Raw genomic sequence first — 14,048 nt, forward strand, 5'->3', positions numbered from 1 at the left:
GTTTTAATGGGACCTTATTATATGAACAACATCTTAATATTAGTTAGACTTACATACAAATTAAAATCTTTAATTTTATTTCATTTTTATTTATGAGTATACTTAGTGTAGTAATATTTCAAATATTCAAAATAATTAATTTATAAAACACTTTCAAGTGGTTGGAAGGGGGAAAATTCACTTAATGGGCAATAACTTATACGAAATCTTAAATAGAAGCGCTATTAATTTCCCGGATAGTATTGCTTATATGTATGGTGATCAGTGTGTTACATATAGGAAATTAAATCAGCTTGTAAATCAATTTGCTACCGGAATGTCTGCACAAGGAATCGGCAAAGGAGATGGGGTTGCCCTTTTATTAGGAAATAGCCCAGAATTTCTCATTGCTTACTATGGAATATTGCGACTAGGTGCATTTGTTGTTCCAATTAATCCTTTATTTACCCAAGATGAAATCAGCTACATATTAGAAAATAGTCAAGTAAAAGCGGTTATTGCTCATGAATCTGTTGAGCCAACGTTATCAGATCTAAAGAAAAAGTTGGTTAATCTAAATTTAGTCATTTATACAGAAGCAAAGAAACAGGAATGGACATGGGAACACCTTATGAAATCGGGAACAAGTGTAATTGGAAGTCCATTTATTGATCAAGAAGATCTAGCAGTTATTCTGTACACATCAGGTACTACAGGCAAACCAAAGGGTGCAATGTTAACACATCGAAATTTGACTTCGAATGCAGATTCTATTTCTAAATTGCTTGAACTGGATGAAAACGACCGAGTAGTGGCTGTTCTGCCAATGTTCCATGTTTTCTGTATGACAATTTGTTTGAACGCATCGATTACTTGTGGCGCAACAGTTATAATTCAGCCTAAATTCAGCCCAGTTGATGTAGTAGGTACCATTCATAAAAGAAATGCCACGGTATTTGCAGGAGTACCTACGATGTACAATTTTATTAATCAATTACTTGAAGCTTCATCGGAGCATTTCAAATCCATTCGTATTTGTATTTCAGGTGGTGCGTCGATTCCTGTAGAGCTTCTGCAAAAATTTGAAAGTAAGTTCAATGTACCTATATTAGAGGGATATGGACTTTCTGAAACAGCCCCACTTGTTGCAATTAATCCATTAAAAGGAATTAGGAAACCAGGTTCAATCGGAAGAAATATTCCCGCTGTTCAAAGCAAAGTAGTAGATAAATTTGGAGAAGAATTACCAAGAGGCGAGGTTGGAGAATTGGTTGTTCAAGGACCAAATGTAATGAAGGGATATTTAGGAATGCAGGAAGCTACATTGGCTGCTTTTAAAAACGGGTGGTTTTACACCGGTGATCTCGCAATAATGGACGAAGATGGATACATCTACATTGTTGACCGAAAGAAGGACATGATTATTGTTGGAGGTTACAATGTTTATCCTCGTGAAGTGGAAGAAGTACTATATCAACATCCCGCAGTTGTAGAGGCAGCAGTAGTTGGCGTACCTAATAAAGAATACGGAGAAAGTGTAAAAGCATACGTCGTAGTTAAAGATGAACAGTTTACAGAGAACGATATTATTCAATTTTGTAAAGATAAGCTAGTTAAATACAAGCTTCCTAAATATGTAGAATTTTTTAAAGAGCTACCAAAGAATTCAACTGGGAAGATTTTGCGTAGAGAGTTAAGAGAATTGACTGAAGTGAAGTAAACAAATAAATCATTCATAAAGGGAGGATTCATTATGTCAACAATTTTAAAGGAAAAGGTTAAAGGGCCAGTAGCTTGGAAAGGAACAGACTTAGCAAAAGATGAATCTTGGATTTATCACTTATCTGAGGTAACAATTGTTGAGCTTGAAAATGCACTAGCACATGTTAAACAAAAAGGGTTAAAAGCACCAAATTTTAACAAAGAAGACTTCCAAGTTCCAAATCTTTTAAATGAAATTGATTACTTTGTTGAAGAACTTGAGAATGGAAGGGGATTTCTATTAATTCGAGGTTTACCGATTGAAAGATATACAGATGAAGAAGCAAGTATCATTTATTGGGGCCTTGGCCTTCATATGGGCACTCCAGTATCGCAAAATGCGAATGGTGAACTTTTAGGGCACGTTAGAGATCAAGGTCTTAGTTTAGCAAATTCAAACGTTCGTGGTTACCAAACGAAACTGCATCTTCCTTTTCATGCTGATGGTTCTGATGTAGTAGGTTTATTAAGTCTACGAAAAGGGAAATCAGGGGGGGAAAGTAGCATTATAAGCTCGATGGCAGTTTACAACGAAATTCTAGAGAAGAACCCAGAATATTTAGGAATACTATGTCGTCCGTTTAACTTTGATCGCCGTGGAGAAGAGGGGCCAGGAGAATCGCCAATATTTACGTCACCAATTTTTAGTTACTATGATGGAAAACTAAGTTGCCGATATGTTCGTTTATTTATCGAGTCAGCACAAGCGAAAACGGGTATCCAGCTATCAAAAGTTGAAATTGAAGCATTAGATTTACTGGACTCTCTACTACATGATGAAAATTTACATTTCAATATGATGCTGGAACCAGGTGATATGCAATTTGTAAATAATTACACGGTTCTTCATTCACGAACTCAATACGAAGATTATGAAGAACTAGATCAAAAACGTCATTTGTTAAGATTATGGCTCACGATGCCAAATGGCCGTGAAATTTCTCCGGATTTCGCAATGTTTTTTGACGAAAATACTGGAAAACCAGGTCGTGGCGGTGTTCCTGCACGTAATAAAACAGCGGGCGGAATTGTTGAAACTTTAAAGTAATTTAACTTCTGTAAGAATGAGTGTGAACACCTTTTCCTTTTTTGGAAAAGGTGTTCCTTAAATAGTGAAAAGTGAGGATATACTTGTATGTCAAAAACTCCAAAGTATGCTTGGGTAATTCTATTATTTCTAGTTCTTACCGGTATGATCAACCAAGTCGATAAAATTATCATTGGTTTGGTTTCTGTTCCTTTAATGAAAGAATTAAATTTAAGTCCAACAAAATGGGGAGTTGTAGGAAGTTCATTTTTTTGGTTTTTTACATTTTCCTCAATAATACTTGGAGGAATGGCTGATTCCAAAAATACGAAAAAAATGCTGACATGGCTTTCATTGGTTTGGCTAATTGTGCAGTTTGCAACTCCTTTTGCTTCTAGCCTAACTTTGCTTTTGATAACAAGAATGTTTTTAGGATTAGGTGAGGGTCCAGCCCCTGCTCTTTCTACAGCAATCATGGGAAAATGGTTCCCAAAACATAGGCATGGTATAGGTTTTGGTGCGGTTCTTTTAGGAACGACCGGGGGTTCGGCAATCGCTTCTCCATTATTAATATCATTAATTGATAAACAAGGATGGAAATCGGCATTTTTAGTGATGGGAGTTCTTGGACTAATCGTGTTAGTTTTATGGTTAATTTTCGGTAAAGAAAGTCCAACAGAAATTGGACTACCAGCCATGCATCAAACGGAGCACCAGTCTAGCCTTCCTAAAGTATCAATGCGACAGTTTTTTCCGTATCTATTTTCTAAAAACTTTATATTAACCGTTTTGTGCGGTGGATGTGCATATTGGTTATTATCCATTCAGGCAGTATGGTTCCCGTCTTATTTTACAAAAATTCAACAGTTTGACTCTCAGACTTTAAAACTAGCGGTATCCCTGCCTTTTCTTTTTGCAGCTTTTTGTCAAATTGGATTTTCTATGCTATCTGATCGTCTTTACCGCAAAACAGGCAATATTCGTAAAGCCCGTATTAATCTTGCGGGTCTAATGATGATGTTATCTGCTATTTGTCTATATCTAGCAATAACCGTGAATTCAGTTACGATGTCTATTGTTTTCTTTACACTCGCACCTGGTTTTGCGTATGTAATCCTTTCACTTGCTCCTGCTATATTGATGGAGTTCTTTTCACCCGAGAACATTGGAAAAGCACAGGGAGCATTCATTGCTTTTGCAAGTATATCTAGTATTATTGCTCCACTTGTTTTCGGATACTTTATTCAACATTCACTAACTGAAGCAATTGGTTATCATTACGCGTTTGGCTTTTCTTCATTAGGAATGCTGATGATAGGAATTGTATTTTGGCTTGGTGTACATCCCGCAAATCGAAGAAACGCAATAAATGAATCGGGGGAGCAAATGAGTAGTTAAGGAATGATCTGCAAGTAAACTATTGGGCAATTAAATTAATAATCTTCAATTTCGAAGGAGGAGTTTTAATGTCAGTCATTTTAAATGAAAAAATTCAAGGGCGATCTGCTTGGAAAGGTATTGATCTTGCTAAGGATCAATCATGGATTTATTTTTTAACCGATACAACAATTGCTGCACTTGAGAAAGCCGTATTATATGTTCAACAAAAAGGGTTAAAAGCACCTGATTTTAAAAAGGATGATTTTCCAATTCCTGATTTAGCTGACGAAATTAAGTACTTTGTTGACGAATTAGAGAATGGAAGAGGTTTTCTTTTAATCCGTGGATTGCCAATGGATCGATATTCCGATGAAGAAGCAAGTATCATTTACTGGGGGCTTGGACTCCATTTAGGACTGCCAATCATTCAAAGTAAAAATGGGGAACTCCTAGGTCATATTAAAAATGTAGGCAAGGACTTTAACGATAATACAAAAGTACGTGGCTACCAAACGAATGTACATCTTGATTATCATACAGACCTTGCTGATGTGGTTGGTTTACTATGTCTTCGTAAAGCCAAATCTGGTGGTTTAAGTAGTATCGCGAGTGCGATGTCGATCTATAATGAAATTCTGGAAAAACGACCAGAATATCTTGAAATTCTCTATCGTTCATTTGCCCATGACCTTCGCGGGGAGGAAACGCCAGGTCAATCACCTGTCGTTCAATCACCAATCTTTAGCTATTTCGATGGTAAATTAAGCTGCAGATATATTCGCCAGTATGTCCAATCTGCACAAACGAAAACAGGTATCCATTTGTCGAAAGAGGAAATTGAAGCATTTGATTTTATTGATTCCCTTACTCATGATAAAAACTTCCATATCGATATGATGATGGAACCAGGTGACATGCAATTCGTTAATAATTATACTGTTTTCCATTCACGTACTCATTTTGAAGATTTTGAGGAAGAGGGTAAAAAACGTCATTTATTAAGATTATGGCTTATGATGCCAAATGGTCGTAAAATTGCTCCAGGTTTTGAGTTTTATATTGGTGGGGCACCCATAAATAGCTAAAGAACAGGGAAATTTAGCTTATTAAGTAATTGGTGATTTTATTCAGGGATGACATGAATAAGATCACCAATTTATCATTTAGATTGACTAATTGTCTGGATAAAAGTTTAAAAATAAAACGAGAGAGGATGATATTGTTTGGCAAAGTTAGATCCGCAAGCGGAGAAGTTTTTAAGTGTACTAAAACAGATGCCACCTATTCATGAACTGGAACCCAAAATTGTAAGAGAAATGCTATCAAAGTCACCTCGTCCTCTTGTAAATCTAGAAGGATTATCAAAAGTAGAGGACTTTATGATTCCAGTCAGTAATAATGAAGAAATTAATTGTCGAGTTTACATGCCAGAAGGTCAAGGTCCCTTTCCAATATTCATATACTATCATGGAGGGGGATGGGTTCTCGGGGATATTGAATCAACGGACGCAAGCTGTTGTTTAATTGCTAATAGAACAAAGAGGATTGTTGTATCCGTAAACTATCGCCTTGCACCAGAATATAAGTTTCCAACAGCAGTGGAAGATGCATTTTCAGCTTTGGAATGGGTTTATGAAAATGGTATTTCCTTTAATGGGGATGTCTCTAGATTGATCGTTGGTGGAGATAGTGTAGGTGGAAATCTTGCTACAGTCGTTACAATGATTGCAAGAGACAGAAAAGGTCCTAGCATTGCGGGACAAGTTTTAATTTATCCCCCAACGAATCTTGAGTTCAATACAGAATCACATCAGTTGTTTGCGAAAGGATTTGGTTTAGATCGAGAACAGCTAATTTGGTTCCGAACTCATTATTTAAGCAATGAAGAGGATAAGACGGATGAGTACGCTTCTCCGTTAATAGCAAAAGACTTAAGTGGCCTTCCAAAAGCATTAATCATTACGGCGGAAAATGATGTACTACGGGATGAAGGAGCAGCCTATGCCAATCGGCTGAAACAGTTTGGAGTACAAGTTGATTATGTGTGTGAACCTGGAATGATCCACGGCTATTTTGCACATATGGCAATATTTTCGAACAATATTGAATCAACGGTTTCTAAGATCGATAAATTTTTACGATCAGACTGTGACAAAAGCTTGCAATCAGTGTGAGAATCAATTTTTAGGAATTTGTTTACGCACTTAAAGAGCCTCAAAAATTGTGAGGCTCTATTTCTTTGAACTATTAACTTATAAACTATGAAACCGTAAAACCATTTCAAATAAGTATATTAAAAATAAACGGTATTTCCGATGCCACCAGTTACTGGTATTACTTCTCCAGTTATTGATGCTGATAAAGGTGATGCTAGGAAAGTAACGACGTAAGCAATCTCCTCAGGAGTAATCAAGCGACCGAGAGAATTTAGTGATTTAACTTGTTGAATTGCTTCTTCATTCGTTACTTTGTCTCTAAAAGTTTCAGTATCAACAATTCCAGGATAGATTGCATTAACGTTAATTCCATGCTTTCCTAATTCCATTGATGCAGATTTTGTTAAATGGACGACAGATGCGTTACGTGGACCAGAGCTAAAGTAATTGCCACCAATCCTAGCAGCTAGTCCACTGATATTAATAATTCGTCCCCACTTGTTTTCAATCATATGTGGCGCAACGGCTCTAATACTACGAAAATACCCCATATATTTTTCTTCAAAATCCTTTATAATAAGTTCTTCTTTAATACTATTAAAGTCCTCAGGCTCATGACCACCAACGCGGGCTCCACTGTTAATTAGTATATCTATGCTTCCCATTTTTGCTGCTGATTTTTCTACTAGATTTAAGATGGAGTCTGGATCGGTAGTGTCAGCTACGATTGGGTAAATATTTCGACTAGTTTCTTGTGCCAGTTCCTCTGCTGCAATCTTTAGCGTGGATTCATTTCTTGAACAAATCGTACAATCTACACCTTCAAGAGCTAGCTGGCGGGCAACAGCTTTACCAATACCTCGACTACCTCCAACAATAAGTGCTTTTTTTCCTTGTAATTTTAAGTCCATTGTTCAGCCTCCAGTTCGATTCAATAGTACTAGAAAAAATTGAATGATATAGTATTTACTCATTTCTATACTTAATTGTACCTATAAATAATATTTATATAAAATTAAAGATTTTAATTTGTAATTTAGTTGTACTAATATATCGTGGTGTGATAGTTTCCTATGATACAATGGTACGTATTTCATATATTAGTAGTATTTACATGTAAGTTAAAATGTTTAATTTTATTTAACTGAAAATTATGAATATAATAAATATAAAGAATATTTCAATGTAATTAAAGTTATGAATTGAATCAATGTAAATAAAGGGGGGAAGGGCATCTTTGTCATTTGGTAGAGAAGGTGATAGAACAATTTTGTAAGCGCTTTACCAAAACGGAAGAATTGTTAATTTGTTATAAACGCTTTAGTTAGAAAACAGGTTGCATTTTAGAGATGTTCAATAATTAGAAGGAAAGAAAGGGAGATTTTTTTGAACACACCAAAATACTCTTGGATTATTTTATTAATTCTAGTTGCTTCTGGCATGGTCAATCAAGTTGATAAAATCATCATAGGTTTAGTATCGGTTCCGTTAATGAAAGAATTACATTTAAGTCCATCGCAATGGGGATTAGTTGGAAGCTCGTTTTTCTGGTTCTTTACGATCTCTTCTTTCATTCTTGGTGGCATGGCTGATTCTAAAAACACGAAGAAGATGTTTACTTGGATTATGTTAATATGGTTAATCGTTCAATTTACAACACCTTTTGTATCTAGTTTACCTCTATTAATGTTTTCAAGAATGCTATTAGGAGCAGGGGAAGGGCCAGCTATTTCTATTTCAACTTCAATCATTGGAAAATGGTTTCCAAAACATAGACATGGTATTGGTTTTGGGGCCGTGCTCTTTGGAGCTACAATCGGACCTGCAATTGCTTCTCCACTATTAATCTCACTAATTAACCAATATAGTTGGAGAGCCGCTTTTGTAGCAATGGGAGCAGTCGGATGTATTGTTTTACTTTTATGGATGATTTTTGGAAAAGAGAGCCCAAAAGATATCGGGATTTCTACATATGAGCAAGAGGAAAAAAACTCAGTTATTCCAAATAAGGTTTCATGGAAGCAGTTTTTTCCTCATATTTTTTCTAAGAATTTTATTTTCACTGCTGTTTGCGCAGGCTGTGCATATTGGTTATTGTCTGTCCAAGCGGTTTGGTTTCCAGCATATTTTTCGAAAGTTCAACATTTTGATGGTAAAACATTAAAAATGGCAGTATCATTCCCTTTTCTCTTTGCAGCTATTTGCCAAATTGCATTTGCCCTAATTTCAGACCGCATTTACCGCAAAACAAAGGATATACGAAAAGCAAGAATAAATCTTGCAGGAATTTCAATGATGTCATCTGCTATTTGTTTATATATCGGAAGTGTCGCAAATTCAAGTGCAATTTCCATCTTGTTCTTCATCCTTGCACCGGGTTTTGCAATTGTTATTCTTTCACTGGCACCAGCTATGTTAATGGAGTTCTTTTCACCAAAAAACATTGGAAAAGCTCAAGGGACATATGTTGCTATATCAAGTTCAACGAGTATTATTGCTCCTGTTATATTTGGTAATTTTATTGAAAATGCAGGAAGTGAGTCTTTAGCATATGGTTACGGATTTTTAGTGACGTCTTTAGTTATGTTTGTTTTCGGATTAATATTTTGGATCGCCGTGCGTCCAGCTAAGCAAACAAGCACTACAATCAAGGTAGAGGAACAAGTCATCATATAAAAAGTATGAAATAATCGAGGAGGAAAGATCATGTGTAAAAATAGAAAAGTCTTTGATGGAATCGATTGCTGTGTAGAATGTAATGAAGAATTATCCATTATGGAGAGAAATCGTAGTAACTGCTGGAGTTGCCAGGATAAAATCACTGAAACTTACGCTGATGACCATATCGATAACGAAACAAAAGTCAAAACTGAGCAAAATATTAGTTCGTGATAATAATAATTTCGAATAAAAGGAGAAGCTCTCGCGTCCACTTCGAACGCAGTAGCTTCTCTTTTTTAGCTATTCATAATTTCGGATTTTAAAAAATGAATATATTTGTTAGCGTATGTAGATAAATGTTTATCTTCTGATCGAACTAATCCTAAAGAAATGTTAACAGTATTATGGTTCACTAAATCGATTGGAATAATATCACCATTAATAACTGATGGATAATTTTGCATGACAAAATCAGGGGCAAATGTAATTGCCAGGTTTTCATTTACGGCTTGTAGAAGTCCAGCCATATTATTTGTTGTAAATAGAATTTTCATAGGCTTATATTTGACAAAAAAATCTTGAACAAAATATTGCATTAATTCGCCTTTATATATGACGAGCGTTTGATCAAGAATGTCTTCCGGGGTTACTGTACCAAGAATAGCTAAAGGAGAATGCTTAGAAACGTATACTTTTTGCTTTCCATCAAGCAGTGCTTCAAAAGCGATTCCTTCCATATTTACTCCTATATCACTTGAATATGTAATTAGGCCAAAATCAGTCTTATGCTGTCTAACATCATCAATCACTAATGTACCACTTTTTTCAGTAACCTCAAGATTTACATGAGGATAATCATGACTAAAAATAGAGATTGCTTTAACGAGAAATGTCATTAAACCAGGTAAAGAAGATATATTAAGCTCACCCACCTCGGTAGAGTTAAATAAATTAGCTGTCTCCTTTATTTCCTCAAGTTTCTTTTGAACCTCATAGGCAAGTTTTAAAATGACTCTTCCCTCATCAGTTGGAACCGCGCCATGTCCCCGTGAACGTTTAAATACTTTAATTTCTAGTTCTTTTTCTAAGTTTGTTATGGACTGGCTAATTGTTGATTGTGTAACATGTAAATTTTGTGCAGCCACTGACAAGGAACTGTATTTTGCGACTTCAACAATATAGATTAATTGCTCAATATTCATGTTTGTCCCCTTTTTTGAATATTAATGATACTAACTTACACATTAAAATCTTTAATTTTTTTTCATTATAATTTATATGTATAATCAATATCAATAAGATTTTCAAAAATTAGAATATTCCTAATTTTAGGAGGAAGAGTAAAATGTCATTAGCACAATTATTTGATTTAACAGGAAAGACAGCGATCGTTACAGGAGGCGGAAGTGGGTTAGGACGTGTAATGGCAATAGCTTTAGCTGAAGCAGGGGCAAATGTAGTAGTTTGTTCTAGACGTTTAGAAGTTTGCGAAGAAGTTGTGAAAGAAATAGAGGCATTAGGCAGACGAGCGTTAGCTATATCATTAGATGTGACTAGTCCCAAATCAATTGAAAAGGGATTAGAACAAGCTGTTTCCCAATTTGGAACCATCGAAATTTTAGTAAATAGTAGTGGAACTGTTTTTGAAACGCCAGCTGCAGAAATGCCTTTAGAACAATGGCAATCCATGCTTGACACAAATGTGACAGGAACGTTTTTAATGTGTCAAGCAGTCGGCAAACATATGATTAATAATGAATACGGCAAAATCATCAATATTTCTTCTAGTATAGGATTTAAAGGTGTTGATCCTGAAGCTGTAGATTCTGTTGGATATACAACAAGTAAGGGTGCCGTTATGACTTTAACGAAGGACTTAGCAGTTAAGTGGGGGCGTCATGGTGTTAATGTAAACTCAATTGCTCCTGGCGTTTTTACTACTGGAATGAATAATCCAGAAATACCAGGAACGCTTGTACATAAAGCAGGTCCATTCATTGCTACTCAAGTTCCACTAAGAAGATTAGGTAGTGATCATGATTTAGTAGGTGCTACCCTTTACTTTGCTTCAGCAGCATCTGACTATTGTACAGGACAAATACTAGTTCTTGATGGAGGCCTTGGTGCTAAGTAAATTTGATCAAAATAAATTAGTGTTGTAAATTAGTCAAACTTAAATACAAGTTAAAAATACTAATTTTACTTTACAGAAAATTATGAATATAATGATAATAACGGATTCGAAGTAGTTTTAAGTTGTCATACTAATGTATGGGACTACTATAACCGAATTTAAAAAACATAAGTTGGAAGAGGGGATTTAAGTGAGTAATGTAAAGGGAATAAAAGAAGTAATAGTGCACCATGCTGGAAATATTAATGTAGATGAGTTGCCTTGGATTCCTTATTTTGGTGATTCAAAATTTAAATTACTTAAAGCAAACCCTGTAACAGGCCAAACTCTTACATTATTATATGTACCTGCGAAAATGCAACTTCCTGCACATTTCCATCCCGGAACAGTTATTGTATATACTGTTCAAGGAACGTGGAGATATCTAGAAGAGTCTTGGATTTCTAAACCAGGTGACGTTGTTTATGAGCCTGCTGGATCGAAACATACACCTACTGCTGTTGGTGACGAAGATGTTATTACCTTTAATATTGTAGAAGGAACATTGGATTATATCGGTGAGAATGGTGAAATTCTTGCTAGAGATAATTGGGAAACGTTTCTAAATAGATACTATGAATATTGTGCATCTGAAGGTATCGAACCTGTTGATGTGACTAAATTTTAATAAATAGTGTATGAAAAGAGAATCTAAAAACGTCCAGTGACGAACAGGATTCTCTTTTCTTATGAATAATAATCTTAAGGCGTTTGTATATAAGTAAGACTTACTTGTAAGTTAAATTCTTTAATTTTATTTAATTATTACTTATGAGTATAATTAGTTATAAATTAATATTTTTAAAAATTTAGAATATTTGAAAATAAGGAGGTTCATCTAAATATGCCAGCTGAAACAGTGTTAATTACAGGCGCTACAAAAGGTATTGGATTTGAATTTGCAAAGATTTTCGCAGGTCATCGCTATAATTTAGTTTTAGTTGCTAGAGATGAGTTGATGTTGGAGAAACAAGCTGGTTTTTTAAAAAAGGAATACGGAATAGAAGTTCATACATTTGTCGGTGATCTAAGTAATCATGAAACTGTAGAGAGCTTGTATACATACCTAAAAAGGGAAGGAACCAATATCGATATATTGATTAATAACGCTGGAGCGGGCGGATTAGGGTTAATGACAGAATTAGATATTAAGAAAGAAATAGAATGTTTACAGTTGAATATGATTTCCTTAACTTATTTAACTAGACTTATAGCGGATGAAATGATTAAGCGAAATCACGGTAAAATTTTAAATGTTGCTTCAACTGCAGCTTTTCAACCAACTCCACGGATGTCGATGTATGGGGCAAGTAAATCATATGTTTTATCTTTTACAGAAGCGATAGCCGAAGAATTAAGAGGTACCGGGGTTCAAGTTAGTGTATTATGTCCTCCTTCAACAAAGACACCACTTACTGAGGGACTTGCTTCAACTGGAACAAAAATTTTCATTAAAAACTTAATGGATCCAAAAGCAGTTGCCAAGTGTGGTTACGAAGGCTTAATGAAAAATAAAACTGTGATCATTCCAGGCTTTAAAAATAAACTGATGGCAAAATCTGTTGGAATACTGCCAAGGAAGTGGGTTACTACTTATACCCGAAAGATGATTGAGGAAAAAGTGTAAGTAGCCATATTTGAGATTAAGATATAACGAAGAGAGGGATCGTTAATGAAGAATGTATATTTAGTTGAAGCGGTCAGAACTCCAATTGGGTGTTTCGGAGGCTCATTAAAAGATGTAGGTGCTGTACAGCTTGCATCAACAGTTATTAAGGAGGTATGGCACCGATCTGGTTTATCTGCTGATTGTGTTGATGAAGTAGTATTAGGTAATGTTCTAAAATCAGGGCTTAAAGGGAATCCAGCAAGACAAGCCGCAATTAATGCTGGTTTACCTGTTTCAATACCTGCGATTACAATTGATAAACAATGTGCATCTGGACTGCGAGCAATCACATTAGCCTATCATCAAATACTAGCTGGAGATTCGAATGTTGTAATTGCTGGAGGGACGGAAAGTATGAGTAATGTCCCACATTTAGTAATGAATGCAAGATGGGGACAAAAAATGGGAGATTTAAGGACAGTAGATGCAATTTTTCATGACGGGCTTCACTGTGCAATAGAAGGTTACCATATGGGAATTACAGCTGAAAATTTAGTTGAAGACTATCGTATATCGCGCGAGGAGCAAGACATATTTGCTTTAAATAGTCAGCAAAAAGCGATTAGAGCTAGAGAACAAGGCAAATTTGAAAATGAAATTGTTCCAGTTACGCTTAAAACTAAAAAAGGTACCATTTTATTTAAAGAAGATGAGAACATAAAAAATACTAGTCAAGAGAAACTACAAACTCTTAAAGCGGCTTTTAAAGAGAATGGAACAGTGACTGCTGGAAATGCTTCATCATTAAATGATGGTGCTGCTGCTGTAATTGTTGCATCAGAACAAGCAGTTCGAGAATATGGATTAAAACCGCTTGCCAAAATTCGTTCGGTAGCAAGCGCTGCTGTTGCTCCTTCGATTATGGGAATTGGTCCAGTTCCAGCAACACAAAAAGCACTGCAACGAGCAAATCTAACAATACAGGATATAGAATTAGCAGAGATCAATGAAGCATTTGCTGCACAAGTACTAGCAGTAAATAAAGAGTTAAATATATCAGAAGAGATTATTAATGTAAATGGAGGAGCTATTGCATTAGGCCATCCAATCGGCTGTTCAGGTACTAGAATTGTAGTTACTTTATTACATGAATTAATACGTCAAAAGAAACAAATTGGTTTAGCAACTTTATGTGTAGGTGGCGGGCAAGGAGTTTCAATCATCATAGAAGCTGTATAATCTAATTAAAAAGAAATGGTAAGCAAATTCAACGAAGAATTGCTTACCATTTTAGTTTATAAA

Annotated in this window: 13 protein-coding genes; 11 read left to right on the forward strand and 2 right to left on the reverse strand. The window is 35.4% G+C overall.

The features are described 5' to 3' along the window. Window positions 1-184: 184 nt before the first annotated feature. The 5 genes from COJ46_RS05140 to COJ46_RS05160 all read left to right on the forward strand — a co-directional run bounded on the left by COJ46_RS05140 (window position 185) and on the right by COJ46_RS05160 (window position 6,321). Window positions 185-1,699, forward strand: coding sequence for a long-chain-fatty-acid--CoA ligase (locus COJ46_RS05140; protein WP_098565730.1), 1,515 nt, complete (start codon window positions 185-187; stop codon window positions 1,697-1,699). A 33-nt stretch (window positions 1,700-1,732) separates the two neighbouring features. After that, a complete protein-coding gene (locus COJ46_RS05145) occupies window positions 1,733-2,788 on the forward strand; it encodes a TauD/TfdA family dioxygenase (protein WP_097976800.1) in 1,056 nt (351 codons plus the stop codon). 87 nt (window positions 2,789-2,875) lie between these two features. After that, window positions 2,876-4,165, forward strand: a complete 1,290-nt coding sequence (locus COJ46_RS05150) for an MFS transporter (RefSeq protein WP_097976798.1) — start codon at window positions 2,876-2,878, stop codon at window positions 4,163-4,165. A 68-nt stretch (window positions 4,166-4,233) separates the two neighbouring features. Continuing rightward, window positions 4,234-5,232: a TauD/TfdA family dioxygenase gene (locus tag COJ46_RS05155; RefSeq protein WP_097976796.1), complete on the forward strand. Its 999-nt coding sequence runs from the start codon at window positions 4,234-4,236 to the stop codon at window positions 5,230-5,232. 138 nt (window positions 5,233-5,370) lie between these two features. After that, window positions 5,371-6,321, forward strand: coding sequence for an alpha/beta hydrolase (locus COJ46_RS05160; protein ID WP_098565731.1), 951 nt, complete (start codon window positions 5,371-5,373; stop codon window positions 6,319-6,321). A 119-nt stretch (window positions 6,322-6,440) separates the two neighbouring features. Here COJ46_RS05160 and COJ46_RS05165 read toward each other — a convergent pair whose 3' ends face one another. Further along, complete coding sequence (locus COJ46_RS05165) at window positions 6,441-7,214, reverse strand: SDR family NAD(P)-dependent oxidoreductase (protein ID WP_097976792.1); 774 nt, start codon at window positions 7,212-7,214, stop codon at window positions 6,441-6,443. A 475-nt stretch (window positions 7,215-7,689) separates the two neighbouring features. On the opposite strand from COJ46_RS05165, the gene COJ46_RS05170 reads away from it, so the two are divergent. Together COJ46_RS05170 and COJ46_RS05175 are read left to right on the forward strand one after the other, a co-directional pair. After that, window positions 7,690-8,979: an MFS transporter gene (locus tag COJ46_RS05170; RefSeq protein ID WP_098565732.1), complete on the forward strand. Its 1,290-nt coding sequence runs from the start codon at window positions 7,690-7,692 to the stop codon at window positions 8,977-8,979. 30 nt (window positions 8,980-9,009) lie between these two features. Next, complete coding sequence (locus COJ46_RS05175) at window positions 9,010-9,195, forward strand: hypothetical protein (protein WP_097976789.1); 186 nt, start codon at window positions 9,010-9,012, stop codon at window positions 9,193-9,195. Between the two features lie 65 nt (window positions 9,196-9,260). Here COJ46_RS05175 and COJ46_RS05180 read toward each other — a convergent pair whose 3' ends face one another. After that, window positions 9,261-10,166, reverse strand: a complete 906-nt coding sequence (locus COJ46_RS05180; protein WP_097976787.1) for a LysR family transcriptional regulator — start codon at window positions 10,164-10,166, stop codon at window positions 9,261-9,263. A gap of 143 nt (window positions 10,167-10,309) precedes the next feature. Between COJ46_RS05180 and COJ46_RS05185 the strand changes: the two genes are divergently transcribed. The 4 genes from COJ46_RS05185 (at window position 10,310) to COJ46_RS05200 (ending at window position 13,985) form a co-directional block, all read left to right on the forward strand. Next, window positions 10,310-11,098 carry an SDR family NAD(P)-dependent oxidoreductase gene (locus COJ46_RS05185; protein ID WP_097976785.1) on the forward strand — a complete coding sequence of 263 codons (789 nt, stop codon included), beginning with the start codon at window positions 10,310-10,312 and terminating at the stop codon, window positions 11,096-11,098. A 190-nt stretch (window positions 11,099-11,288) separates the two neighbouring features. Further along, complete coding sequence (locus tag COJ46_RS05190; protein ID WP_097976783.1) at window positions 11,289-11,765, forward strand: 2,4'-dihydroxyacetophenone dioxygenase family protein; 477 nt, start codon at window positions 11,289-11,291, stop codon at window positions 11,763-11,765. Window positions 11,766-11,981: 216 nt separating this feature from the next. Then, window positions 11,982-12,764 (forward strand): SDR family NAD(P)-dependent oxidoreductase, encoded by a 783-nt coding sequence (locus tag COJ46_RS05195; RefSeq protein ID WP_097976781.1) that lies wholly within the window; start codon window positions 11,982-11,984, stop codon window positions 12,762-12,764. A 45-nt stretch (window positions 12,765-12,809) separates the two neighbouring features. Next, a complete protein-coding gene (locus COJ46_RS05200) occupies window positions 12,810-13,985 on the forward strand; it encodes a thiolase family protein (RefSeq protein ID WP_097976779.1) in 1,176 nt (391 codons plus the stop codon). The last annotated feature ends 63 nt before the right edge of the window (window positions 13,986-14,048 follow it).

The organism is Bacillus sp. AFS077874 (assembly GCF_002566505.1).
Taxonomy (GTDB): Bacteria; Bacillota; Bacilli; order Bacillales; family Bacillaceae_G; genus Gottfriedia.

What these genes read in the sequence shown, in the direction of transcription:
- COJ46_RS05150 (WP_097976798.1), top strand. Translation starts at nt 2,876, where the DNA reads ATGTCAAAAACTCCAAAGTATGCTTGGGTAATTCTATTATTTCTAGTT.
- COJ46_RS05165 (WP_097976792.1), bottom strand. Translation starts at nt 7,214, where the DNA reads ATGGACTTAAAATTACAAGGAAAAAAAGCACTTATTGTTGGAGGTAGT.
- COJ46_RS05185 (WP_097976785.1), top strand. Translation starts at nt 10,310, where the DNA reads ATGTCATTAGCACAATTATTTGATTTAACAGGAAAGACAGCGATCGTT.
- COJ46_RS05140 (WP_098565730.1), top strand. Translation starts at nt 185, where the DNA reads ATGGGCAATAACTTATACGAAATCTTAAATAGAAGCGCTATTAATTTC.
- COJ46_RS05180 (WP_097976787.1), bottom strand. Translation starts at nt 10,166, where the DNA reads ATGAATATTGAGCAATTAATCTATATTGTTGAAGTCGCAAAATACAGT.
- COJ46_RS05195 (WP_097976781.1), top strand. Translation starts at nt 11,982, where the DNA reads ATGCCAGCTGAAACAGTGTTAATTACAGGCGCTACAAAAGGTATTGGA.
- COJ46_RS05145 (WP_097976800.1), top strand. Translation starts at nt 1,733, where the DNA reads ATGTCAACAATTTTAAAGGAAAAGGTTAAAGGGCCAGTAGCTTGGAAA.
- COJ46_RS05155 (WP_097976796.1), top strand. Translation starts at nt 4,234, where the DNA reads ATGTCAGTCATTTTAAATGAAAAAATTCAAGGGCGATCTGCTTGGAAA.
- COJ46_RS05200 (WP_097976779.1), top strand. Translation starts at nt 12,810, where the DNA reads ATGAAGAATGTATATTTAGTTGAAGCGGTCAGAACTCCAATTGGGTGT.
- COJ46_RS05175 (WP_097976789.1), top strand. Translation starts at nt 9,010, where the DNA reads ATGTGTAAAAATAGAAAAGTCTTTGATGGAATCGATTGCTGTGTAGAA.